The organism is Comamonas sp. MYb21 (genome assembly GCF_037479395.1).
In the GTDB taxonomy this organism is placed as follows: Bacteria; Pseudomonadota; Gammaproteobacteria; order Burkholderiales; family Burkholderiaceae_C; genus Comamonas.
On record NZ_JBBGZC010000016.1, the window covers coordinates 108,262 to 131,249 of the forward strand.

20 protein-coding genes are annotated in these 22,988 nt (G+C 64.6%); 10 read left to right on the forward strand and 10 right to left on the reverse strand.

From position 1 onward, the window contains the following. Positions 1-148: 148 nt before the first annotated feature. A complete protein-coding gene (locus WH367_RS21655; RefSeq protein WP_339537624.1) occupies positions 149-1,945 on the forward strand; it encodes a trypsin-like peptidase domain-containing protein in 1,797 nt (598 codons plus the stop codon). A gap of 66 nt (positions 1,946-2,011) precedes the next feature. Here the strand turns inward: WH367_RS21655 and WH367_RS21660 are convergent, their stop codons facing one another. The 3 genes from WH367_RS21660 to WH367_RS21670 form a co-directional block, all read right to left on the reverse strand. Beyond that, entirely contained in the window at positions 2,012-2,932 is a 921-nt protein-coding gene (locus WH367_RS21660) for a sulfurtransferase (protein ID WP_339537625.1), read from the reverse strand. 102 nt (positions 2,933-3,034) lie between these two features. Further along, positions 3,035-3,916: a DMT family transporter gene (locus tag WH367_RS21665; protein WP_027010688.1), complete on the reverse strand. Its 882-nt coding sequence runs from the start codon at positions 3,914-3,916 to the stop codon at positions 3,035-3,037. Positions 3,917-4,005: 89 nt separating this feature from the next. Then, the gene (locus WH367_RS21670) at positions 4,006-5,145 is read right to left on the reverse strand and encodes an aromatic ring-hydroxylating oxygenase subunit alpha (RefSeq protein ID WP_339537626.1); all 1,140 of its coding nucleotides are present in this window, start codon (positions 5,143-5,145) and stop codon (positions 4,006-4,008) included. A gap of 396 nt (positions 5,146-5,541) precedes the next feature. Between WH367_RS21670 and WH367_RS21675 the strand changes: the two genes are divergently transcribed. The 4 genes from WH367_RS21675 to WH367_RS21690 all read left to right on the forward strand — a co-directional run bounded on the left by WH367_RS21675 (position 5,542) and on the right by WH367_RS21690 (position 10,075). Next, entirely contained in the window at positions 5,542-5,799 is a 258-nt protein-coding gene (locus tag WH367_RS21675; protein WP_021026004.1) for an exodeoxyribonuclease VII small subunit, read from the forward strand. 9 nt (positions 5,800-5,808) lie between these two features. Continuing rightward, positions 5,809-6,717 (forward strand): polyprenyl synthetase family protein, encoded by a 909-nt coding sequence (locus WH367_RS21680; protein WP_339520403.1) that lies wholly within the window; start codon positions 5,809-5,811, stop codon positions 6,715-6,717. Between the two features lie 126 nt (positions 6,718-6,843). Then, a complete protein-coding gene (gene dxs / locus WH367_RS21685; RefSeq protein ID WP_339537627.1) occupies positions 6,844-8,757 on the forward strand; it encodes a 1-deoxy-D-xylulose-5-phosphate synthase in 1,914 nt (637 codons plus the stop codon). A gap of 232 nt (positions 8,758-8,989) precedes the next feature. Then, positions 8,990-10,075 carry a TRAP transporter substrate-binding protein gene (locus tag WH367_RS21690; protein WP_116925966.1) on the forward strand — a complete coding sequence of 362 codons (1,086 nt, stop codon included), beginning with the start codon at positions 8,990-8,992 and terminating at the stop codon, positions 10,073-10,075. Positions 10,076-10,343: 268 nt separating this feature from the next. On the opposite strand, the gene WH367_RS21695 is transcribed toward WH367_RS21690, so the two are convergent. Beyond that, a complete protein-coding gene (locus WH367_RS21695) occupies positions 10,344-12,173 on the reverse strand; it encodes a TRAP transporter large permease (protein ID WP_339537628.1) in 1,830 nt (609 codons plus the stop codon). 21 nt (positions 12,174-12,194) lie between these two features. Further along, complete coding sequence (locus tag WH367_RS21700; protein WP_021026009.1) at positions 12,195-12,827, reverse strand: TRAP transporter small permease subunit; 633 nt, start codon at positions 12,825-12,827, stop codon at positions 12,195-12,197. A 442-nt stretch (positions 12,828-13,269) separates the two neighbouring features. Between WH367_RS21700 and WH367_RS21705 the strand changes: the two genes are divergently transcribed. After that, positions 13,270-13,902 (forward strand): OmpA family protein, encoded by a 633-nt coding sequence (locus WH367_RS21705; RefSeq protein WP_021026010.1) that lies wholly within the window; start codon positions 13,270-13,272, stop codon positions 13,900-13,902. Positions 13,903-13,993: 91 nt separating this feature from the next. Here the strand turns inward: WH367_RS21705 and modC are convergent, their stop codons facing one another. The 3 genes from modC to modA form a co-directional block, all read right to left on the reverse strand. Next, positions 13,994-15,130: a molybdenum ABC transporter ATP-binding protein gene (gene modC, locus WH367_RS21710; protein ID WP_339537629.1), complete on the reverse strand. Its 1,137-nt coding sequence runs from the start codon at positions 15,128-15,130 to the stop codon at positions 13,994-13,996. After that, entirely contained in the window at positions 15,127-15,825 is a 699-nt protein-coding gene (gene modB / locus WH367_RS21715; RefSeq protein WP_339537630.1) for a molybdate ABC transporter permease subunit, read from the reverse strand. Before modB ends, modC begins: the two co-directional genes overlap by 4 nt. A gap of 170 nt (positions 15,826-15,995) precedes the next feature. Beyond that, entirely contained in the window at positions 15,996-16,751 is a 756-nt protein-coding gene (gene modA / locus WH367_RS21720) for a molybdate ABC transporter substrate-binding protein (protein WP_339537631.1), read from the reverse strand. A 173-nt stretch (positions 16,752-16,924) separates the two neighbouring features. On the opposite strand from modA, the gene WH367_RS21725 reads away from it, so the two are divergent. Further along, entirely contained in the window at positions 16,925-17,755 is an 831-nt protein-coding gene (locus WH367_RS21725; protein ID WP_043339300.1) for a TOBE domain-containing protein, read from the forward strand. A gap of 43 nt (positions 17,756-17,798) precedes the next feature. On the opposite strand, the gene WH367_RS21730 is transcribed toward WH367_RS21725, so the two are convergent. After that, entirely contained in the window at positions 17,799-18,680 is an 882-nt protein-coding gene (locus tag WH367_RS21730) for a LysR family transcriptional regulator (protein WP_339537632.1), read from the reverse strand. A gap of 76 nt (positions 18,681-18,756) precedes the next feature. On the opposite strand from WH367_RS21730, the gene WH367_RS21735 reads away from it, so the two are divergent. After that, positions 18,757-19,692, forward strand: a complete 936-nt coding sequence (locus tag WH367_RS21735; protein ID WP_339537633.1) for a DMT family transporter — start codon at positions 18,757-18,759, stop codon at positions 19,690-19,692. Between the two features lie 71 nt (positions 19,693-19,763). Further along, positions 19,764-20,999 carry a chromate efflux transporter gene (gene chrA, locus WH367_RS21740; RefSeq protein WP_339537634.1) on the forward strand — a complete coding sequence of 412 codons (1,236 nt, stop codon included), beginning with the start codon at positions 19,764-19,766 and terminating at the stop codon, positions 20,997-20,999. Between the two features lie 38 nt (positions 21,000-21,037). Here chrA and WH367_RS21745 read toward each other — a convergent pair whose 3' ends face one another. Further along, positions 21,038-21,922 carry a LysR family transcriptional regulator gene (locus WH367_RS21745; RefSeq protein WP_339537635.1) on the reverse strand — a complete coding sequence of 295 codons (885 nt, stop codon included), beginning with the start codon at positions 21,920-21,922 and terminating at the stop codon, positions 21,038-21,040. A 128-nt stretch (positions 21,923-22,050) separates the two neighbouring features. Between WH367_RS21745 and argC the strand changes: the two genes are divergently transcribed. Then, positions 22,051-22,977 (forward strand): N-acetyl-gamma-glutamyl-phosphate reductase, encoded by a 927-nt coding sequence (argC, locus tag WH367_RS21750; RefSeq protein ID WP_339537636.1) that lies wholly within the window; start codon positions 22,051-22,053, stop codon positions 22,975-22,977. Positions 22,978-22,988 lie beyond the last annotated feature (11 nt).

Genomic DNA, 22,988 nt, shown 5'->3' on the forward strand with positions numbered 1-22,988 from the left:
GGTAGCACGCATGCGATGGATGGCAAAAATAGGGTTGGTCAGTCTGGTCACCTGGGGGGCAATGGCGGGTGTCGCAGGAGCGGCTGCAGCTGACCAGGTTTTCGAAGTTCCCGCCAAGGAGCAACCGGTCGGAGTGCCCCAGGAGTTTGTGCCTACCAAGAGCATGGCCGTGGGCTTGGCCGTACAGCCGGTAGCGATTGACCTGGGCGAATGGGTCGGCCTGAAATCGGCCCCAGCGATGCCCGTACAGATCATTGGCGCATCACGCGCAGTGCAGCAAGCCGCTTCGCCGGCACAGACTGCGCAGTTGTTGCAATGGAAAGCATCGGCCAAGGGTGGTGCTGTGGCGGCATTGAGCGTACGCTCCGGTGGCGCCGAAGGTCTGCGCTTGGGCTTGCTGGTCGACCAGTTGCCCGGTAGCGCTATGTTGCGCCTCTATACCGATCACCAGCCCGCTGCGGTGTTTGAGATCGCGGGCCAGCGCGTCATGCAGATTCTGCAGGCGAACTTGGATGCTGGCGACAACAGCGAAGCGGGCCGCACCTGGTGGACGCCCAGCAGCTCCGGCGAGCAGGTGACCTTGGAGATCGAGCTGCCACCGGGCATTGCGCCCGACCAGCTCAAGGTGTCGCTGCCGCAAGTGATGCATATCTATGAGAACCTGTCGCTGCCGCTGGGCACGGAGGAATCGGACGCGGCGCAAGAGGACGCCAAGGCCATGCCTGTTGGCAACCCAGTGGATTGCCATTTGGATGTCAATTGTTTTACGCAGCTGCAAGCCGAACGCAAGGGTGTGGCCCGCATGGCATATGTGACCGAGCGCCTGCCCGATGGTCGCTACTACTATGGCCTGTGTACGGGCAGCCTGCTCAATGATGCCCAGGGCTCTGGCACCCCCTACTTTTTGACGGCAGCGCACTGCATCTCCACCCAGACCAACGCTTCTGCGCTGGAGACCGACTGGTTCTATACATCCACCCGCTGCTCTAGCAACAGTCTGTCGCCCAGCAGCGTCAACCTGCGCAATGGCTCGCGGCTGCTGTACACCAATGCCAACCCGGATGTGACCCTGCTCCAGCTCAACGATACGCCGCCCCCAGGTGCCATGTTCCTGGGCTGGAACAGCGGTATCGTGCCGGACAACACACCGGTCGTCGGCATACACCACCCGGATGGCGGTTTGCAGAAAATCAGCATGGGCGTCATGTCCGCCCGCGCTGAATGCACGATCAATGGGGAGAATGTTTCCTGCATGTCTGCTCCGAGCACCGGCAAGTACTACTATGTCGCATGGTCCATGGGGCTCACCCAGCAGGGTAGCAGCGGCTCGCCGCTGTTCAGCAATGGCGCAGTGACAGGCGTGTTGACCGCCGGCTCAGAGGTCAGCTGCCGTGCGGGCGGCGCCGGCGCCTACAGCTTCTACCCCAGCTTGAACAGCGTGATGCCGGCCCTGCGCAAATGGCTGGTGGATGCGGGCGGCACGCAAACCCCGGTCGCGGGCCGCATGCCGGTCTACCGTTTCTACAACACGCAGAACGGCACGCATTTCTTCACGGCCAGCGCGCAGGAGCGCGATGCGGTCATCCAGGGCAACCCGAACTACCAATATGAAAATATTGGCTTTTATGCGTCCACGCAAACGGCTGCAGCGCCCAATGCCGTCTACCGCTTCTACAACAACAACTCGGGCTCGCACTTCTACACGATCAATGCCGACGAGCGCGCCTTCGTGATTGCGAACTACCCGCAGTTCAGCGTGGAAGGCACTGCATGGTATGCACGCCAGGCCCAAGGCGAGGGCTCGGTGCCGATGTACCGTTTCTACAATACGCTCACTGGCGCGCACTTCTACACCACCAACCCGTCCGAGCGCGACTTTGTCGTGGCGACCTATCCGCAGTTCCTGTTCGAAGGCGTGGCCTACTACGTCTGGGGCAGCCAGTAAGGCGGCACCAACCGGAACTTACCGCCAGCTGGAGGGCGGTCTGACCCGGCATTCAGCACCGGCCCATCAGCCCTTTTCCACCGGGCGCGATGGGTCGCTGCACCATTCGCTCCAGCTACCGGCAAACAGCGCCGTGGGCGCATAGCCAGCGATTTCCATCGCGATCAGATTGGGCAGGGCGCTGACGCCGCTACCGCACTGGTGCACGACGGTCTGCGGGTCGTGCCCGGCCAGCAGCGTATCAAACTCGGCGCGCAGCTCGGCGGCAGGCTTGAAGCGGCCATCTGCAGCGATATTGGTCGTAAAGGGCCGGTTGAGCGCGCCAGGGATATGGCCGGCCACCGGGTCCAGCGGTTCCACCTCACCACGGTAACGCGCGGGTGCACGCGCGTCGATGATGGTTTGCGGCGTACCCAGGGCTTGCTGTACCTGGGCGGCGGTCTTGAGCGTGCGCAGCGCTGGGCGCAGCTCGAAGTTGCTCTGGAAATGGCTGACTGCCTCGCCCGCCTCCACCGCGCCGCCTGCGGCCTGCCAGGCCTGCAAGCCGCCGTCGAGCACGGCGACGGCATCATGGCCGGCCCACTTGAGCATCCACCACAGGCGGCCGGCGTAGTTCACGCCATTGCGGTCATAGACGACGGCCTGCATGTCATTGCGAAAGCCCACTTGCGACAGCCACACCGCAAAGCGCTCGCGGCTGGGCAGTGGATGGCGGCCGCCCGAGGCCGGCTCGCCCAGGTCGGTGGCGGCAATCGTCTGGCCGTGGCTGAGGGCGCCGTGCGGGGCGCTCAGGTCCTTGTCGAGATTGGCGTAGACGGCACCTGCAATATGGGCCCGGGCAAACTGCTCGGCGCCGGCCGCCGACTTGCTCAGGTCAAAGCTGCAGTCAAACACCATCACTTGCTGGGGGCTGGACTGCTGCAGCGCCTGCAATTGGGCGACGGTGATCAGGGTGGTATAGGCAGCGGTGAGGGGCGTGGTGGCCATGGCAGGTGCTCCAAGAAAAATCTTGCAAACATTATGTGGCAGCGCCGCGCCTGCTGCAGGCAACGGGTGCCGCCTAACCCCGCCAGTAGCGGCAGGCCCGGGTCAGCGCTTGCGCAGCACCGTGGCGACGATGCCGCTGCCCACGATCAAGGCCATGCCCATCCAGCCAATCGCCGGAATCTGGTCGCCAAAGACGACGATGCTAAAGAGGCCCGCAAACACAATGCCCGAGTACTGCAGATTGGCGACGACCAGGGTGGCGCGGCGCGTGGTGGCCGAGCCGTAGGCGCGCGTCATCGCCAGCTGGGCACCAGCGGCCAGAATGCCGACGGGGATCAGCCACAGCGCCGGCCAGCCGGGAAAGCTGGAGGTGCCGACAAACAAGGTCGCCAGGCCGCCAGCAATGGCCGAGCCCACGGCAAAGTAGAAGACCACGCGCTGCTCGGGCTCGCCCATGCGCGACAAGGCCACCACCTGCATATAGGCAAAGGCCGAGATCAGGCCGGACATCAGGCCCACCAGGCCGGCGAACATCTGGTCGGCCTCGATGTTGGGGCGCAGCATCAGGATGACGCCGCAAAAGCCACTGATCACTGTCAGCACCAGCGGAATATTCAGCGCCGGCTGGTCGCCTTCGCCCTTGGGGCGCCAGGTAAGCAGCGCACTGCCCACCACAAAGGCCGCCACCCAGAGGCTGCTCATGTAGTTCAAGGTCATCGCGGTGGCCAGCGGCAGCTTGCCGATCGCATAGAACCACATGCCCATCGAGGTGACGCCGATGCAGCTGCGCCAGGCATGCATCTTGGGGTAGCGGGTGGTGAGCGAAATATGCTGGCGCCGGGTGAGCCACCAGATCAGCGCCATGCTGATGAGGCCGCGGTAGAACACGATCTCGGCCGCATTGAAATACACAGAGGCGAACTTGATGCACACGCCCATGAGTGCAAACATGAACGCAGCGGCCACCATCCAAAGGGCTTGCATGGGAGATCTTTAATGAAAAAAGCTGCTATCGCAGTGCGCTAGCAGCTATCTGAGGGTCTAAATAGTTGGGAGTGCCTGGCTGTGGCAGATCACTTGTCTGGAACAGCGGCCTGCATCATACCCCGATACCACTCGTGGAAGTGCTGCATGCCGTCTTCCATCGGACTCTGGTAGGGGCCCACTTCGTTATCGCCACGCTCATACAAGGCCTTGCGGCCGGCATCCATGCGCTCGGCGATTTCGTCGTCCTCGATGGCCGTCTCCATATAGGCGGCGCGCTGGGCCTGCACAAACTCGGGCTCGAAGGCGCTGATTTCCTCGGGGTAGTAGAACTCCACCACGTTCATGGTCTTGTCCGGGCCTATGGGGTGCAGGGTCGAGACCGTCAGCACATGCGGGTACCACTCCACCATGATGTGGGGGTAGTAGGTCAGCCAGATGGCGCCATGCTCGGGCATCTTGCCGCCTCGGAAGTTCAGCAGCACCTCGTGCCAGGTCTTGTAGATGTCCGAGCCCGGCTTGGCAAAGGTGGGTGCCACGCCCACGGTCTGTACCGAGTACTCCTTGGCGAACTCCCACTTCAGATCGTCGCAGGTGACGAAATTGCCCAGTCCGGGGTGGAAGGGGCCGACGTGGTAGTCCTCCAGGTAGACCTCGATAAAGGTCTTCCAGTTGTAGTTGCACTCATGCATCTCGACATGGTTGAGTACAAAGCCATCAAAGCTCAAGGCAGCGGCCGGACCCATATTGGCCAGATCGGCCTGGATGTTGCGGCCGTTGTCCTCAAAGAGGAGGCCGTTCCACTCCTGCAACTTGTAGTTGTTCAGGTTGAGACAGGGGTCCTGGGCAAAGTGCGGCGCGCCCAGCAGCTCGCCGCTGGGGCTGTAGGTCCAGCGGTGCAGCGGGCAGACGATATTGCCGCCGGCGCTGCCTTTTTGCTGGTGGTTGAGCGAGCCCCGGCCCTTGAGCATCACCGCCTGGCGGTGGCGGCAGACGTTGGAGATCAGTTCGGCCTGGCCTGCGGCATTGCGCACCAGGGCGCGCCCTTCCTTCTCATGGGGAAGGGCGTAGTAGTCGCCAATCTCGGGAATCGCCAGCTGGTGGCCCACATATTTGGGACCGTGCTGGAAGATGGTTTGCATCTCGCGCTCGAAAAGCGCTTGATCAAAGTAGCTTGAAACTGGAAGTTGGCTTGCGGCCTGCTGCAGTTGAAGACTTAAATCAGACATGGGTGACCTGACCTAAAGACTCCCCACAGGGAGGGTGCGCGTGCGCACGCGGAGAAAAAAATAAAACCGGCAGCAACAACAAAGGATGGCCGGTTTCGCGAAAAATGGGATTATACCCAGTGGGGTTATTCCCGTTCTGTCCATGCGTGAATTGTCATAAATGACATGGCTTGTCACTGGTTGACTATGGCATCGACAGGCTGCCAATATTATCAAATTGATAGCTGCAGCCTCTTATTCCACCATAGATCGCCAGGATTTTTTGTGGGAATTCGCGCCAGCCTGCAGCCTGCGCGAGAGCGCGCGGTCGCCGCTGTGTTCGCGGTCGCCTCCCATGCGCCTAAAATCGAGCCTTTACATCCATGCACCTGGGCACGCTGTTTGCCCCCTTTGCCCATGCCCAAGGCCACCGCCTCCAAGACGTCTGCCACGCCGGACCTGCCCGAACCCGATAACTACGAAAGCGCGCTGCAGGAGCTCGAAGGCCTGGTCGCACGCATCGAGTCGGGTCAGCTGCCTTTGGGCGACATGCTGGCCGCCTACCAGCGCGGCGCCGTGCTGTTGGCATTTTGCCGGGGCAAGCTCGAGGCGGTGCAGGACCAGATCAAAGTACTGGATGAGGGCCAGCTCAAGCCCTGGACCAGCGAGGAATAAGTGCTAACCATGACTTCAGCGCACGATAATTTTGCCCTTTGGTGCAGCCAGGAACTCGCCCGCGTCGAAGACGCCCTCACGCTGTGGATTGCCGCCGATGCCCCCGCCAACCTGGGCGAGCCCATGCGCTACGCCGTGCTCGATGGCGGCAAGCGCCTGCGCCCTTTGCTGGTGCTGGCCGCTGCCCAGGCCGTGGGCAAGCTGGATGCCGCCCAGGCAGAGGCTGCTTTGCGCGCCGGCTGCGCGGTGGAGCTGATCCATGCCTATTCGCTGGTGCATGACGATATGCCCTGCATGGACAACGATGTGCTGCGCCGTGGCAAACCCACGGTCCATGTGCAGTTTGGCCAGGCCCAGGCCTTGCTCGCGGGCGACGCGCTGCAGGCGCTGGCGTTCGAGATCCTGGTGCCCGAGGGCAGTGCCATCTCGGATGCGGTGCAGGCGCGCCTATGCCGCCAATTGGCATGGGCAGCGGGCTACAACGGCATGGCCGGTGGCCAGGCGATCGACCTGGCCAGTGTCGGCAAGCAGCTCACGCGTGAGCAGCTCCAGCAGATGCACAAGCTCAAGACCGGCGCGCTGCTGCAGGCCAGCGTCGAGATGGGCGCCACCTGCGCCGGCATCCAGGGCGCAGCGCTGGCAGCGCTGCAGCAGTACGGCGCCGCCCTGGGGCTGGCCTTCCAGGTGATCGATGATGTGCTCGATGTGGTGGCCGACTCTGCCACCCTGGGCAAGACCGCCGGCAAGGATGCCGACAACGACAAGCCCACCTATGTATCGCTGATGGGCCTGCAGCCCGCGCGCGACTATGCCCATGAGCTGCTGGCCGAGGCCCAGCAGGCGCTGGCGGGCAGCGGTTTGCCGCAGACCGCTGCGCTCGCGGCCCTGGCCGACATGGTGGTGCGCCGCAGCCATTGAGTAGGCCAAATGCGCCTTGTGACGGCTTAACCGGGCTCAAGGCGCTAACATAGCCCCTTGCCATTCCAGTAAAAAGAACTGCGCGGATGCTTCCGAGGTATGCGTAGCAAGTGACCAAACCATAGTATGTCCACGAAGACCTTTCCCCTGCTAGCCACCGTCAACGACCCGGCGGATCTGCGCAAGATGTCGCGCGCCGAGCTCAAGACCCTGGCGCGTGAGCTGCGGGAGTTCGTGCTTGAGAGCGTGTCCAAGACCGGCGGGCACCTCAGCTCCAACCTGGGCACGGTGGAGCTGACCATTGCGCTGCACGCCGTCTATGAAACGCCGCGTGACCGCTTTGTCTGGGATGTGGGCCACCAGACCTATCCGCACAAGATTTTGACCGGCCGGCGCGACCGCATGCAGGGCCTGCGCCAGTGGGGCGGGATCTCGGGCTTCCCGCTGCGCAGCGAGAGCGAATACGACGCCTTTGGCACCGCCCACTCGTCGACCAGTATCTCGGCGGCGCTGGGCATGGCCGAGGCTTTCAAGCTGCAGGGCAGCGACCGCCAGGCCGTGGCCATCATTGGCGATGGCGCAATGACGGCCGGCATGGCTTTCGAGGCGCTGAACAACGCAGGGGTGAGCGACGCCAATCTGCTGGTGATCCTGAACGACAACGACATGAGCATCAGCCCGCCGGTGGGCGCGCTCAACCGCTACCTGGCGCAGCTGATGAGCGGCCAGTTCTATGCCAAGGCGCGGGGCGTGGGCAAGAGCATGCTCAAGCAGGTGCCACCGCTCCTGGAGCTGGCCAAGCGCCTGGAGCAGCAGGCCAAGGGCATGGTAGTGCCCGCCACCCTGTTCGAGAACTTCGGCTTCAACTACATCGGCCCCATCGATGGCCATGACCTCGATTCGCTGATCCCCACCCTGGAAAACATCCGCCAGCTCAAGGGCCCGCAGTTTTTGCACGTGGTCACCAAAAAGGGCCAGGGCTACAAGCTGGCCGAGGCCGATCCCGTCGCCTACCATGGCCCGGGCAAGTTTGACCCGGCCATCGGCCTGGTCAAGCCGGCCACGCCGCCCAAGCCCACCTTCACCCAGGTGTTTGGTCACTGGCTGTGTGACATGGCCGCCCAGGACGAGCGCCTGGTCGCGATCACCCCCGCCATGCGCGAGGGCTCGGGCATGGTCGAGTTTGAAAAGCGCTTCCCCAAGCGCTACTTCGATGTCGGCATTGCCGAGCAGCACAGCGTGACCTTTGCCGCTGGCCTGGCCTGCGAAGGGCTCAAGCCCGTGGTCGCCATCTATTCCACCTTCCTGCAGCGGGGCTATGACCAGCTGATCCACGATGTGGCGCTGCAAAACCTGCCCGTGGTGTTTGCGCTCGACCGCGCCGGCCTGGTGGGTGCCGATGGCGCCACCCATGCCGGTAACTACGACATCGCCTTTACCCGTGCCATTCCGAACATGAGCGTGGCCTGCCCGGCCGATGAGCGCGAATGCCGACAGCTGCTGAGCACCGCCTTTGCGCAGAACCACCCGGTGACCGTGCGCTACCCGCGTGGTGCCGGTGCCGGTGTCGCGCCACTCGAATCGCTGGAAGGCCTGACCTTTGGCAAGGGCGAGATCCGCCGCCAGGCGCAGCCTGCGGTGGCGGGCCGCCCGCGCATCGCCATCCTGGCCTTTGGCAGCCTTCTCTACCCGGCCTTGCAGGCGGGCGAGGCGCTCAACGCCACGGTGGTGAACATGCGCTGGGCCAAGCCGCTCGATACCGCGCTGCTCGAGCAAGTGGCGCAAAGCCATGAGGCGCTGGTCACTGTCGAAGACGGCTGCCTGATGGGTGGCGCGGGCAGCGCGGTGCTCGAAGCGCTGCAGCAGCTGCACATCGATGTGCCGGTGCTGCAGCTGGGCCTGCCCGATGCCTTTATCGAGCATGGTGACCCGGCCAAGCTGATGGCCATGCAGGGCCTCGATGCCAGCGGCATCGAGCGCAGCATCCGCGAGCGTTTTGCGCTGCAAGAGGCGGCGCCCGGCCAGAGCGCAGCAGCCTGATCGGCCGCCGGGCACGCGCCTGGTTCTCCCGACAAGCCCGGTCATTGCGTACCGGGCTTTTTTGTGGCCTGCGCCGCCTGTGGCGCAATGCGGACAGAATCCTTTGCAAAACTCTGGGGAAAACCCGCTGAAGTCACTTCTGCAACCATTTCTACAATTTGCAAAGCTAAAAGCGGCTCGCGCCTATGGCAGGATAGCTACCTTTACTTTCAACAAATAATTGGAGACACGAATGGATCGTCGTTCGCTTATCAAAAATGCCGGTATCGCTGGCGTTCTGGCCGCAGGAGTGGCACCGGCCGTGCATGCACAGGCTGCAGTGCGCTGGCGCCTGGCCTCGAGCTTCCCCAAGTCGCTTGACACCATCTTCGGCAGCGCTGAAAAGCTGTCTGCGGCCGTCAAGGCCATGTCCGGCGGCAAGTTTGAAATCTCGGTCCACCCCGCTGGCGAGCTGATGCCCGCTTTCGGCGTGGTCGATGCGCTGCAGGGCGACACCATCGACATGGCCCAGACCGCGGCCTACTACTTCACCGGCAAGGACCCGATCTTCGCATTCAGCTGCGCGGTGCCCTTTGGCCTGACCACCCTGCAGATGGCAGGTTGGAAGGACCATGGCAACGGCCGCAAGCTGCTCGATGCCTTCTTTGAGAAGTACAACTTCAAGACCGCATCGGCCGGTAACACCACCACCCAGATGGGCGGCTGGTACCGCAAGGAAATCAAGACCGTGGCCGACTTGAAGGGCCTCAAGATGCGCATGGGCGGCGGTGTGTTCGGTGAGGCCATGGCCAAGCTGGGTGTGGTCGCGCAGAACATGCCAGCGGGCGACGTGTACCAGGCGCTGGAAAAGGGCACGCTGGACGCGGTGGAATTCGTTGGCCCCTACGACGATGAAAAGCTGGGCTTCAACAAGGTCGCTCCGTTCTACTACTACCCCGGTTGGTGGGAAGGCTCGGCCGATCTGGAGTTCTTCATCAACATCAAGAAGTACAACGCGCTATCGCCCGAGAACAAGGCCATCCTGGACGCCGCCACCCGCGTGGCCGCTGCCGACATGACCGCCAAGTACCAGGTGCTCAACCCCATCGCGCTGAAGAACCTGGTGGCCAACAAGACCCAGCTCAAGCCGTTCTCCAAGGAACTGATGGACGCCGGCTTCAAGGCCTCGATGGAAACCTTTGCCGAGCACGAGGCCAAGTCGCCCGAGTTCAAGAAGATTCACCAGGACATGCGCGCCTTCCAGAAGGACCAGATCCTGTGGAACCGCTTCTCCGAGTACCCCTTCAACCAGTACATGGCCCAGGTCAAACTGCCCTGATTGGGAAGATGCGCCAGGCCATTGGGGCTTGGCCGCACAAACCACGAGCCGCAGCTTGCTGCGGCTTTTTTGCGTCCATACAGGCTGCGTGCGTGCATCGGCATGCGGCTTGGGTACTTCGCTCTCATTCATGGCGGGATGCAGCCGGAGTGCCGTGCTGCCGGTTCGCCGGGCTACCGGCGCACTGGGCGTTGTGGCGCCCAGCGGCGGGCAGCCATAAAAAAACCCTGGCAAGCCAGGGTTTGGGTGGGAAGCGCTTGGGCGCCCCTTATTTGCTTTCTGCAGGGGCAGTGCCCAGCGAGTCCTGCAAGGCCTTGGCCGGGTCGTCCGAGCCATAGCCTTCTGCGGCAGGAGCGGGCATTGCGCCTGCATCGGTACCCGGCGCTGCGCCTGCATCGGCGGGCGCATCGGGGGTGGCAAAGGGGTTGTCCCCGTAGCCCCCGTCTGCGTTGCCCAGTTGGTTCATCATCTGCTCATTGACCTTTTGCATGTCGACGACCGCCGGTTTTTCCAAAGCTCCCGTAACGATGCCCGGGAAGGCGATCAGCACACTGACCATCACCAGCTGGATCAGCACAAACGGCACGGCACCCTTGTAGATCTGCATCGTGGTTACCGGCTCGATGACCTTGTGCGTGACCCGGTCCACATACTGCTTGTCAGGCGCCACCGATCGCAGGAAGAACAGCGCAAAACCAAATGGCGGGTGCATGAACGAGGTCTGCATGTTGACTGCCAGCAGCACACCGAACCAGATCAGGTCGATGCCCATCTTGTCAGCGACAGGGCCCAGCAGCGGCACGACGATGAACGACAGCTCGAAGTAATCCAGGAAGAAAGCCAGGAAGAAGATCATCACGTTGACGACGATCAGGAAGCCGGTCTGGCCGCCTGGCAGGCTGGTGAGCAGGTGCTCGACCCACTTGGGGCCGTCTGCGGCCTGGAACACCAGGCTGAAGGTCGTCGCGCCAATCATGATGAACATCACAAAGCTGGCGAGCTTGGTGGTCGAGCCCAGCGCCTGCTTGAGCAGGTTCATGTTCAGGCGTTTGCGGGCAAAGCCCATGACGAGCGCGGCCATGGCACCCATGGCGCCGCCTTCGGTGGGGGTGGCAATGCCCAGGAATATGGTGCCCAGCACCAGGAAGATCAGCAGCAGCGGCGGGATCAGCACAAAGGTCACGCGCTCGGCCAGCTTGGACAGCAGCCCCAGCTTGAAGACGCGGTTGATCGAGGCGATGACAAAGGCAATGAAGGTGCCGCCGCACATGGCCGTGACAATCTTCTCGTCGGTGGCCACATCGGTGACCAGCTTGCCTTCCCACCAGGTGTGGATGTCGGCCATATGGTTGGCCAGGAAGATCGCGACAATCGTCGACAGGCCCATCACCACGATCAGCGAGGTGTAGCCGGCATTGCCGTTGGCTTCGCGGTAGATACGGGCTTCAACGGGCAGCGCGGGCACCAGCTTGGGCTTGAAGATGGCCAGGAAGGCGACCCACAGCACGTACAGACCCATCAGCATGAAGCCGGGGATGAACGCGCCCTTGTACATATCGCCCACGCTCTTGCCCAGCTGGTCGGCCATCAGGATCAGCACCAGCGAGGGCGGAATGATCTGGGCCAGGGTGCCCGATGCGGCAATCACGCCCGATGCCAGGCGCCGGTCATAGCCGTAGCGCAGCATGATGGGCAGCGAGATCAAGCCCATGGAGATGACCGATGCGGCCACCACACCGGTAGTAGCGGCCAGCAGCGCGCCGACAAAGATCACGGCGAGCGCCAGACCGCCACGGATCGGGCCAAAGACCTGGCCCACCGTGTCGAGCAAGTCCTCGGCCATGCCGCTGCGCTCCAGTATCAAGCCCATCAAGGTGAAGAAGGGCACGGCCAGCAAGGTGTCATTGGCCATGATGCCGATCAGGCGCTGGGGCAACCAGGCCATCACCGACGAGGGAAACACATTGAGCTCAATGCCGATAAAGCCGAACATCAGGCCGGCAGCGCCCAGGCTGAACGCCACGGGAAAACCAAGCAGCAGAAAGACGATCAGGCCCGCGAACATGATCGGGGCGTAGTTGGTAGCGATAAATTCCATGGTGAGATCCTCGTGCTACCTTCAAGGCTGGCGCGCAGCAGCCTGGACTGCTGCAGCCGCCTGGGCCTGCTTGATTTCAGCTTCGGCACGCAGTGCTTCGGCCAGCTCTTCCTCAGCGCTCTTGTCGCTGAGCTTGCCCATCGGGTCAGGGCCGTCGCCCGTCAAGAACGCGATGCGCTTGACCAGCTCGGACAGGCCCTGGAGCATCAGCAAGGTGATGCCCACGGGGATGGCGGCCCATACCGGCCAGCGGATCAGGCCGCCCGGATTGCCCGACATTTCGCCAGACTGGTACATCTGGATCACCACCGGCATGCTCAGCCACAGAATCGTGACGCACAGCGGAGTGAGGAACAGCGCAAAGCCGATGATGTCGATCCAGACCTGCTTGGTCTTGGACAGGCGCGAGTTGATGACGTCGATGCGCACATGCTCACGGTGCAGCAAGGTGTAGCCGGCGGCCAGCAAGAAGGACCAGGCGAACAGGTACCACTGCACTTCCAGGAAGGCGTTGGAGCTGGCGTCGAAGGCCTTGCGGACGATGGCGTTGGCGGCGCTGATGAAGGTGGCGGCAAAGATGAGCCAGATTGAGTATTTGCCGACGAAGGCATTGAGCCTGTCGATAGCCCTGGATAGGGCGAGTAAAGCCTGCATGGTGTCTCCAATGGTTGGCTAGTCCTGTCACACGTGCTCATTGCTGGTAAGCAAATGCACATTTTCGAAAAGCACTGATTTTACGAATAACTACGCGCTTCCCCATACAAATTAGCTTGCCGATGTTGCGAACAGGCGCAAGGATGAAAAAATATTTCAGAGAAAGCCGCCAACTCAAGGGTAATCACTAGTTAAAGGGCATGGTGGCGCGATTACCTGCTATCTATTTTCGAGCGCCGGATACCGGGTTACTACCTGGTTGGTGGCCGCTTTGCGGGCCGATTTGGCTGCACGAATGGGGGGCGGTTCGCTGCGCGGCGCCAGTGCTGCAAGGTACAATCTCGCGCGTATCTGCCATGGGGGTGTGCAGGGCCTGCGCGGCCACGGCATGCAGCCACAACAATTTCTTTTTTAATGCACCACGGGTGCCTGGAGTCTGACTGTGAGTTCTTCGCAAAATAATGACGGTGATGAGCGCTTTGCCTTGGGCCTGGTATTTGCCCTGATCACCCTGGTGGTGTTGGGCGTGATCTGGTTTGGCGCCTACAAGGGCCTGCATGGCGCTAAGTCTGGCCAAGCGGGCGTGTTGACCGCGCAGACCGGCACCAAGGGTGGCGCCGTGCTGGGTGGTACGGACCCGGCCGTGGCCGCCGCCCGTGCAGCCGCTGCGGCTGAGGCTGGCAATGCTGCTGGCGCTTCCGCCACTGGCGCTGCTGCTGGCGGCGCTGCCGTGGTGGCAGACGACGCCGCTGCCGTGGTGATCGAAAACGGCGTGGTCAAGTTCTACTTTGCCACCGCCAAGGCCGAGCTGGCCCAGGGTGCCAACGAAGCGCTGGTCGACGTGATCGCTGGCGTCAAGGCCGGCCAACGTGCCGTGATCTCGGGTTACACCGATGCCACCGGCGACGCCGACAAGAACGCCGAGCTGGCCAAGCAACGCGCCTTTGCCGTGCGCGATGCGCTGCTGGCCCTGGGCGTGACCGAAGACAAGCTGGAGCTGAAGAAGCCTGAAGCGGTGGAGAACGCTGGCAACAATGCCCAAGCCCGCCGCGTGGAAGTGGTGCTGGCCCCTTAATCGGCCCCACCAGACACGACAAAGCCCGGATGCGTCCGGGCTTTTTTGTTGCTGGGGCCAGGCCCCAGGCACCCCAAGTGGGCCAGGGCCGTCAGCGCAGCACGGCGACGCCCTTGAGCTGCGCATGCACCCGCAGGCCGGGCGCCAGCTGCAAAAGGCGCGCCGAGCGGGCAGACACCAGGGCCAGCAGATAGGGCATGTCATCTCCAGTGCCTGGCGCCAGGCGCAGCTGCACCAGCACCTGGCCCGGGCTGCTGGCCTGCAGGGCAGTCACCACCGCTGGCAGGCTGTTGAGGATGGAGCTGCCCGTCTGGGGCATCAGCGAGAGGCTGACATCGCGCGCCAGCACCCGCAGGCGCACCCGCTCGCCTTGCCGGTAATGGGCATCGGCCTGGGTCCAATGCAGCTGCAGCTGTGGGTGGGTGCCGATTTGCAGCGACCACAGGTGGTCTTGCAGGTCGTGGCCGCAGACCTGGCCTTCGAGCAGGCTGGCTTGCTGGGCATCGGGCAGGGCCTGGGCCAGCGGGGCATTCAGTGCGGTCAGCATGTCGGCCACCGGGCCCTGGGCCACGACACGGCCGGTTTGCAGCAATACCACCTGGTCGGCCAGGCGGCCCACTTCGTCGATCGAGTGGCTGACGTACAGGATCGGCAGCTTGAGCTGATCGCTGAGCTGGTCCAGGTAGGGCAGCACCTCGGCCTTGCGCTCGGCATCCAGCGCGGCCAGCGGCTCGTCCATCAGCAGCACGCGCGGGCTGGTGGCCAGCGCACGGGCAATGGCCACGCGCTGGCGTTCGCCGCCCGACAAGGTCGCGGGCTTGCGGGGCAGCAGCGGGCCAATGCCCAGCAGCTCGACCAGGCGCTCGATCTGCACGCGCTGGCGCGCCGCCGGGGTGCGGCGCAGGCCGTAGCGGATGTTGTCATGGGCGCTCAGGTGCGGGAACAGGCTCGCTTCCTGAAACACATAACCCAGCGCCCTTTGGTGGGTGGGCAGCCAGTGGGCGCTGTCATCGTCCTGCCAGCGCTCGCCATTGACCGTGACCTGGCCCTGGGCGCGCTCCAGCCCGGCAATGGAGCGCAGGCAGCTGGTCTTGCCGCAGCCCGAGGGGCCAAACAGCGCGGTGACGCCCTGGCCAGGCATCTGCAGATCGACCTGCAGCTGGAACGACGCGCGCTCAAGCTGCAGGCGCGCGTGAATGCCGTCGTGGGCGTTCTGGGCTTGCGTCATAGGGGACTCGCATTGTTCTTGTCGCGGGGCTGCAGCCACTGCAAGGCCACCAGCACCACAAAGGCAAACACCACCATGCCGCCGGCCAGCCAGTGCGCCTGGGCATACTCCATGGCTTCGACGTGGTCGTAGATCTGCACCGAGACCACGCGGGTCTTGCTGGGGATATTGCCGCCCAGCATCAGCACGATGCCGAACTCACCCACCGTGTGGGCAAAGGTCAGCACCGCAGCGGTGATAAAGCCCGGGCGCGCCAGTGGCAGTGCCACGCTGAAGAAACTGTCGATACGGCTGGCGCCCAGGGTGGCCGCTACTTCCAGCGGGCGGCGGCCCAGGCCTTCAAAGGCCCGCTGCAGCGGCTGCACCGCAAAGGGCAGCGAGTAGACCAGCGAGCCCACCACCAGCCCGGCAAAGGTAAAGGGCAGATAGCCCAGGCCCAGTGCGTTGGTGAGCTGGCCCATCGGGCCATTGGGGCCCATCGTGACCAGCAGGTAAAAGCCGATCACGGTGGGCGGCAGCACCAGCGGCAAGGTCACCACCGCGCCGATGGGGCCACGCCAGCGCGACGGCGTATGCGCTAGCCACCAGGCCAGCGGCGTGGCCAGCACCAGCAGCAAGGCAGTCGTGAAACTGGCGAGCTCAAGCGTCAGCCAGATGGCGGCCCAATCGTCAGGGCTGAGAAGGGAGGTACTCACGGCAGGCGGGGTCGTGGCAAGGTGGGAAGAAGAAAGCGGCGGCTGCGCACATGGTGCACGCGCAGCGCCTGCCGGGCAAGGGCAGTGTTTGGCCGGACCAACGCGCTGATGTCAATTGCCGAGCAGAGACCGGCGGGATCAGACCCGCCAGATCGGTGGCCCGCCGCGCCTTAGAACGCGTAACCGTAGGACTTGATGATGGCGCGCGCCTTGTCTCCCTTGAGGTAGTCCATCAAGGCGGTGGCGGCGGCATTGTCCTTGGCGCTGTCGAGCACAATGGCGTCCTGGCGGATGGGCTCATGCATGGCCGATGGAACAATCCAGGCCGAGCCTTCGCGCAGCTTGCCGTCTTCCATCACCTGCGACAGCGCCACAAAGCCCAGCTGGGCATTGCCGCTGGCTGCAAACTGGTAGGTCTGGCCGATGTTCTCGCCTTGCACGACTTTTGGCGTCACCTGGTCGGTCAGGCCCAGGTTCTTGAGCGTTTCCATCGCGGCCAGGCCGTAGGGGGCGAGCTTGGGGTTGGCGATGGCGATGTGGCGGTAGTCGCCGGTCTTGAGCACGGCGCCCTTGTCGTCCACATAGCCCGCTTGCTTGCTCCACAGCACCAGCTGGCCGATGGCGTAGGTGAAGCGGCTGGCGGCCACACCCTTGCCTTCCTGGGCCAGCTTGGCCGGCGTCGTGTCATCGGCGGCCAGCAAAATGCCAAAGGGCGCGCCGTTGTTGATCTGGGCATAGAACTTGCCGGTGGCACCAAAGGACAGCACGGCCTTGTGGCCACTGTCCTTTTCAAACTCGGCGGCAATCTTTTGCATCGGCGCGGTGAAGTTGGCGGCCACGGCCACCGAGACTTCGCCCGCATGGGCACTGGCAGCGAAGGCTGCAAACAGGGACAGGGCGAGGGGGGCGAAGCGGCGTTGGGTCATGGCAGTTATCAAATCGCTATTCTGTTAATGAATAGCGCGAGTGTAACGAGATTGTCGAGAGGCAACAAATGATGGGGGTCAAAGGCCACCGTGTTGGCGCGATATTCTGGGCAGTGCTTTTCTGAAGGCACGCTATGGGTACCGAGGCGCTAAACCATGCGAAGATTCGCGCCATGATCCCCCAAGCATCGCTCGCTGCCGCGCTCGCCGAGAAGCGCTCTGACCGCCGCATGGATGTGCTGCGCCATATCCAGGATTGCGGCTCCATCTCGGAGGCCGCGCGCCGCGTGGGCATCAGCTACAAGGCGGCCTGGCAGGCCCTGGATACCTTGTCCAACCTGGCAGGGGTGGAGCTGGTGCAGCGCAGCGTGGGCGGCAAGGGCGGCGGGGGCGCGCAGCTCACGGCCGATGCGCTGCTGCTGCTTGAGGCCGCCGACGCCATGGGCCATGCGCGCGAGCAATTGCATGTGCAGCTCGAGCATGCGCGCCAGCTGCCAACGGCTGCAGACCCCCAGGCACGCGCTGCCGGGCAAGCAGGCATCTCAGTGGCCACCACCCTGGCGCGATTGCAGGTGATGACCAGCATGCGCAACCAATGGCCCTGTGTCGTGGCCCAACTCAGCCGCAGCGGCCCCTTGGTGCAGGTGCAATTGCAGGGGGCCGATGCTGGCGCGCAGTTTGTATTGCATTCCCATATCACCGATGAGAGCGCGCAGCTCTTGGGCCTGCGCCAGGGGCTGCCGGTGCTCGCCATGTGCAAGGCCACCGCTGTCACGGTGCAAGCGGCATCGGCCGCTGCCGCGCTGGCGCCGGGCAGCAACGGCTGGCAGGGTGCGGTCACACGGGCCACGCGCGGCGGCACGGTGCAGGAGCTCGCTGTGCGCCTGCAGTCCGGCGTGCAGCTGGTGGGCTTTAGCCGCCAGGCCACGTCGCTGCGTGCGCGCTCTGCGGTGCAGGTAACGGTGGAGCCCTCGGCCGTGGTGATTGCGCTAAGCGGCGAATAAACGCGGCCTGCGCCCGGCAGCAAGGCGCTGATGTCCAGGCGCTTTATTCCCGCACCAGGCGCTTGCGGGCTTTTCGCGCGGTCTCGACGAAGGCTGCCGCTGCGGGCGATAAGCGGTCAAAGCGCAGTGCCGCCAGCGCAATGTGCCGGTGGTTGCGCGGCATGAGCCGGCGGTAGGTGACGCCGGCCGGGGGCGCGGGCAGCGCCAGGCGCGCGGCAATCGTCAGGGCATCGCCTTGCGCGACAAAGCCCATCATCGAGCTGAGCTGCTCAAACCGGTACAAGGTGTTGGGCACGGCGCCCTTGTCCGCCAGAAAAGCATCGACCCGGGGCCCCGAGCCCGCCGAGGTGCGGATAAAAGGCTGGCCATGAAAATCCAACGCGCTGATGCTGGTCTTCTGGGCCAGTGGATGGGCGGCGGGCAGCACGGCCACCAGCTCGTCCTCGATCAGCGGCACGGTGTCAAAGCGCTCGTCGGGCAAAACCACAAAGCCCAGCTCCACGCGGCGCTCCAGCAGCCACTGCAGCACCACGCTGTCCACCGCTTCTTCGATATGCACCTCGACCAGTGGATGGGCCTGGCGAAATGCGGCCAGCAGCTGGGGCAGCAGGCGCAGCGAGGAGGTCGCGCCAAACGAGGCGATCTGCAGGCGCCCGCTTGCAATGCCGCGCGCAGCTTGCGCTTCCTGCCGCAGCGCTTCTTGCTGCTGCAGCATGTCCTGGGCGCGGACCAGCAGGCGGCTGCCCACCTCGGTCAAGCTGACCGCTGCCCCGTTGCGGCTGAACAGGCCCACGCCCAGGGCGGTTTCAAGCTGCTTGATCGCATGGCTGACGCCGCTTTGCGAGATGCCAAGCACCGCCGCCGCACGGGAAAAACTGCCCACCTTGGCCAGGGTGGCAAAAACTTCGAGCTGGGTGAAGGTCATGGCGCAGATAAGCTGGGATGGCTATGAGCATTTGCTCATTCGACCATCGATAGTGATTAGCGGATAGTAGCAGCGCATGAACTCCGCAAAATACTCCACCCATCTGGGTCTTATTGGCATGGCAGCGCTCTGGGGCGCGTCCTGGCCCTGGGGCCGCGTTGTGGCGCAAGCCATGCCACCGCTGGCAGCGGCCAGCCTGCGCTTTTTGCTGGCCAGTGCCGTGCTGCTGCTGTGGCTTGCGCGCACCGGGCGCATGGGGCGTTTGCGCAGCCTGGCGGGGCGCCAGTGGCTGGGCCTGGCGGCCGCATCGGCCGTGGGCGTGCTGGGCTACTCGCTGTTCTTTTTGCTGGCGCTGCAAACCGTGCCCGCAGGCCAGGCGGCGATGGTGGTGGCGCTCAACCCGGTGCTGACCATGCTGTTTGCGGTGCTGCTGTTTCGCGAGCGCATGAACCTGCCCATCTGCCTGGGCCTGGCGCTGGCCGTGGGCGGATCGCTGTATGCGCTGAGCGGCGGCCACTGGGCCTGGGGCCTGGGCGGCGCTGCGGGGAGCGGAGTGTGGTTGCTGCTGGGCTGCGCGGCCTGTTGGGTGGGCTACACCTTGCTGGGCCGCCTGGTACTGGCCCGCATCGATCCCCTTACCACGACGGCCGCGACCGCCAGCCTTGGCGCACTGTTGCTGCTGGCAGCCAGCCTGCTGGTCGAGGGTCCGGCCGCCTGGGCCGGCCTGGTGCATGCGCCGGCCCATGCCTGGTACAGCCTGATGGCGCTCGCGCTGGGTGCCACCGCACTGGCCTATGCCTGGTACTTGCGGGGCGTGCAGGAGCTGGGCGCCGGGGCCGCGGCTGCCTATATGTCGCTGGTGCCCTTGTTTGGCATGCTGCTGTCCAGCCTGTGGCTGGCCGAGCCGCTGACGGCTTCCTTGCTGGTGGGTGGTGCTGCGGCGATTGCCGGCATGGGGCTGATGAATGCGGGCCGCATGCGCTTGCTGCCAAGGCCTGCGCAAGCAGGTTGATCCATGGCGGTCTTGGCAATGCCAGCGAGCCCGCTTATGCTGCTGGCCAACCACCGCGACTGTGCCTCCCTATGAACGCCCACCCCCGCCCAGAGCCTTGCCCTTCACCGCAAGCAGATGCCGCCCACGCCAAGGGCTCTGCGCTGGAAGTGCTGGCCGCTTTTTCAAAGCTGGGTCTGACCTCGTTTGGCGGGCCGGTTGCGCATCTGGGCTATTTCCATACCGAGTTTGTGCTGCGCCGGCGCTGGATCGATGAGCGCGCCTATGCGGATCTGGTGGCGCTGTGCCAGTTTCTGCCCGGCCCGGCCAGCAGCCAGGTGGGCATGGCCTTGGGCCTGGGCCGGGCGGGCTGGTGGGGGGCCTTGGCAGCCTGGCTGGGTTTTACCTTGCCATCGGCCCTGGCGCTGATGCTGTTGGCACTGGGCCTGTCGCAATGGGCAGGGCTGGCCGCATCGGGCGCCGTGCATGGCCTCAAGGTCGTGGCCGTCGCGGTGGTGGCGCAGGCCGTATGGGGCATGGCGCGGGCCTTGTGCCCGGACCGGTTGCGTGGGGCATGGGCCATCGCCGCCGCCTTGCTGGTGCTGGCCGTGCCTTCCACCTATGGGCAGCTGGCAGCCATCGTGCTGGGTGCGGTACTGGGCCGCTGGGCGCTGAAGCTGGGTCCGCTGCCTGCGGCACAGCACCAGCACTATGGCGTCAGCAAGCGCATGGGAAGCTGCTTGCTGCTGGTCTACGCCGTGTTGCTGGGGCTGAGCCCCTGGCTGATAGCCGCGTATGGGGGCAGCTTGCTGGCGATGGCCAGCCAGGTCTACCAGGCCGGTGCGCTGGTGTTTGGCGGCGGCCATGTGGTGCTGCCGTTGTTGCAGGCCAGCTTGGTGCCGGGCGGGCTGGTGTCCAACGACATGCTGCTGGCAGGCTACGGCGCCGCCCAAGCCGTGCCGGGCCCGCTGTTCACGTTTGCCGCCTACCTGGGCGCGGCCATGCCCGCGCCATGGGGCGGCTGGTGGGCCGGCCTGGCCTTGTTGCTGGCGGTGTTTCTGCCCGGCCTGTTGCTGGTGGCCGCTGCGCTGCCCCACTGGGAATCGCTGCGCCAGCGGGCCGGCGTGCAGCGGGTGATGGCGGGCATCAATGCCTCGGTGGTCGGCGTGCTGCTGGCTGCGCTGTACGACCCGGTGTGGACCAGCGCCATCCATTCCCGGCTGGATTTTGGCCTGGCGCTGGCCGCATTTGGCCTCTTGGTGTTTGCCCGGCTCTCCGCGCTATGGGTGGTGGTGGGCGCGGCCTTGTGCGGCTGGTGGCTGTTTTAGCGGCCAGCAGCAGGGCGATGGGCCTGCGGCAGCGGCGCTCACACCAGGCGCAGGCCCCACAGCACATCCAGCACATGTTGGGTGGAGGGCTCCACATAGCCGGCGCGGTGGGCGATGCCCAGCCGGCGCCACAGCGCAGGGCGCAGCGGGCGCATCGCAATGCGCGCATCCGGCGGTGGGGCCGTAGCTTCGTGCGGCAGCAAGGTGGCGCCGTAACCTGCGGCCACCAGGCTCTTGATGGCATCGTTGTAGTTCAGCGCAATGCGCGGCACCGGGTGGTGGCCGCCCGCGGCAAACCACTCGCTGGTCTGGCGGGACAGGCGTGTGCTGGCATCGTTGAGGATGAGCGGCTGCCCGGCGAGCCACTGCGGTGTGAGGCGGGCCGGGCAGGTCCAGTCGGCAGGCACAAAGGCCATCACGGGATCGCGGCGCCAGGGCTGGATCACCAGGCCTGCGACGGCTGGCTGGGGCAGGGCGGTGACACCGATGTCCAAGCGGCTATCCACCAGGCGCGCCAGCGTCTCTTCCGAGGTCTGGACGCTGATCTGGATGTCGATGCCCGGATGCTGATCGCGCAGCACCGCCAATGCCTGGGGCAGCAGATGCGCGATCACCCCGGTCGATGCGCCCAGCCGCACACGCCCTTCCAGCCCTTGCACCTGGCGCTGGATGTCGCTCAAGGCCAGCTCGGCCTCGTCCAGCAGGCGGCGGGCGCGTGCGACCAGCACTTCGCCAATCGCAGAGGGCCGGACATGGCCGCGCTTACGCGACAGCAGCGGCGCGCCAATGCGCTCTTCCAGCTCGGCAATATGCAGGCTGACCGTGGGCGCGGCCAAATGCAGGCTATGGGCGGCCTTGATGAACGAGCCCTGGTCGGCAATCGCCACCAGGGTGCGTAAACGGTCCAGGCTGATCTCTCGCATCGCGGCTCCAAATTCAGAAAAGCTGAATGTATGGTTTGTGAAATTCAACTTTCATTATTTTAGGGTCCGGAGGAATATGGCGGCTTCATCCATGGGCCAGCGCCCGCATTCTCGGAAGTCATCTGCATATGCGCACTCCACTTGTTTTTATCGACGGCGACCAGGGCACCACCGGTTTGCAAATCCATGAGCGGCTGCGCGGGCGCAGCGATATCCGCGTCGTGACCCTGCCAGCCGCTGAGCGCAAGGACGCCCAGCGCCGGGCCGAAGCCATCAATGCCTGCGATATCGCCATCCTCTGCCTGCCCGACGCCGCAGCGCGCGAGGCGGTGCAGGCCATCGTCAATCCTGCGGTGCGGGTGATCGATGCCAGTTCTGCGCACCGCACGCAGGCCGATTGGGTCTATGGCTTTGCGGAGATGTCGGCAGCGCAGGCCGAGCGCATTGCCAAGGCCCGCCGGGTCAGCAACCCCGGCTGCTACCCGACGGGGGCCATCGGCTTGCTGCTGCCCCTGGTGCAGGCCGGGCTGCTGCCTGCCAGCTACCCGCTCAGCGTGCATGCGGTATCGGGCTACTCCGGGCGCGGACGCGCAGGGGTCGAGGCGCATGAGGGCGTGGGGGGTGCCAAGCCGCCAGCCTTCCAGATCTACGGCCTGGAGCTGGCTCACAAGCATGCGCCGGAGATGCAGTTGCACGCAGGTCTGGACGCGCGCCCGCTGTTTGTGCCGGCCTATGGTGCCTATCGCCAGGGCATTGTGCTGACGGTGCCGCTGGCATTGCGCATGCTGCCGCCCGGTGTGGATGCCGCTGCGTTGCAGGCCTGCCTGGCACGCCACTATGCGCAGACGCCCGATGTGCAGGTATTGTCGCTGGATGAGGCCAGAGCGCTTACACACCTGGATCCGCAGCTGCTCAACGGCACGAATGCCATGCAGCTCAGCGTCTTCCACAACGAGGCGCAGGGCCAGGTGCTGCTGGCGGCCATTTTTGACAACCTGGGCAAAGGCGCATCGGGTGCGGCGGTGCAGAACCTGGACCTGATGCTGGGCGCATAGGGGGTGAAAGC

Coding starts and splice junctions, on each gene's coding strand:
- WH367_RS21660 (WP_339537625.1), bottom strand. CDS start 2,932: ATGGCCACCACGCCCCTCACCGCTGCCTATACCACCCTGATCACCGTC.
- WH367_RS21665 (WP_027010688.1), bottom strand. CDS start 3,916: ATGCAAGCCCTTTGGATGGTGGCCGCTGCGTTCATGTTTGCACTCATG.
- WH367_RS21670 (WP_339537626.1), bottom strand. CDS start 5,145: ATGTCTGATTTAAGTCTTCAACTGCAGCAGGCCGCAAGCCAACTTCCA.
- WH367_RS21675 (WP_021026004.1), top strand. CDS start 5,542: ATGCCCAAGGCCACCGCCTCCAAGACGTCTGCCACGCCGGACCTGCCC.
- WH367_RS21680 (WP_339520403.1), top strand. CDS start 5,809: ATGACTTCAGCGCACGATAATTTTGCCCTTTGGTGCAGCCAGGAACTC.
- dxs (WP_339537627.1), top strand. CDS start 6,844: ATGTCCACGAAGACCTTTCCCCTGCTAGCCACCGTCAACGACCCGGCG.
- WH367_RS21690 (WP_116925966.1), top strand. CDS start 8,990: ATGGATCGTCGTTCGCTTATCAAAAATGCCGGTATCGCTGGCGTTCTG.
- WH367_RS21695 (WP_339537628.1), bottom strand. CDS start 12,173: ATGGAATTTATCGCTACCAACTACGCCCCGATCATGTTCGCGGGCCTG.
- WH367_RS21700 (WP_021026009.1), bottom strand. CDS start 12,827: ATGCAGGCTTTACTCGCCCTATCCAGGGCTATCGACAGGCTCAATGCC.
- modC (WP_339537629.1), bottom strand. CDS start 15,130: ATGACGCAAGCCCAGAACGCCCACGACGGCATTCACGCGCGCCTGCAG.
- modA (WP_339537631.1), bottom strand. CDS start 16,751: ATGACCCAACGCCGCTTCGCCCCCCTCGCCCTGTCCCTGTTTGCAGCC.
- WH367_RS21725 (WP_043339300.1), top strand. CDS start 16,925: ATGATCCCCCAAGCATCGCTCGCTGCCGCGCTCGCCGAGAAGCGCTCT.
- WH367_RS21730 (WP_339537632.1), bottom strand. CDS start 18,680: ATGACCTTCACCCAGCTCGAAGTTTTTGCCACCCTGGCCAAGGTGGGC.
- WH367_RS21735 (WP_339537633.1), top strand. CDS start 18,757: ATGAACTCCGCAAAATACTCCACCCATCTGGGTCTTATTGGCATGGCA.
- chrA (WP_339537634.1), top strand. CDS start 19,764: ATGAACGCCCACCCCCGCCCAGAGCCTTGCCCTTCACCGCAAGCAGAT.
- WH367_RS21745 (WP_339537635.1), bottom strand. CDS start 21,922: ATGCGAGAGATCAGCCTGGACCGTTTACGCACCCTGGTGGCGATTGCC.
- argC (WP_339537636.1), top strand. CDS start 22,051: ATGCGCACTCCACTTGTTTTTATCGACGGCGACCAGGGCACCACCGGT.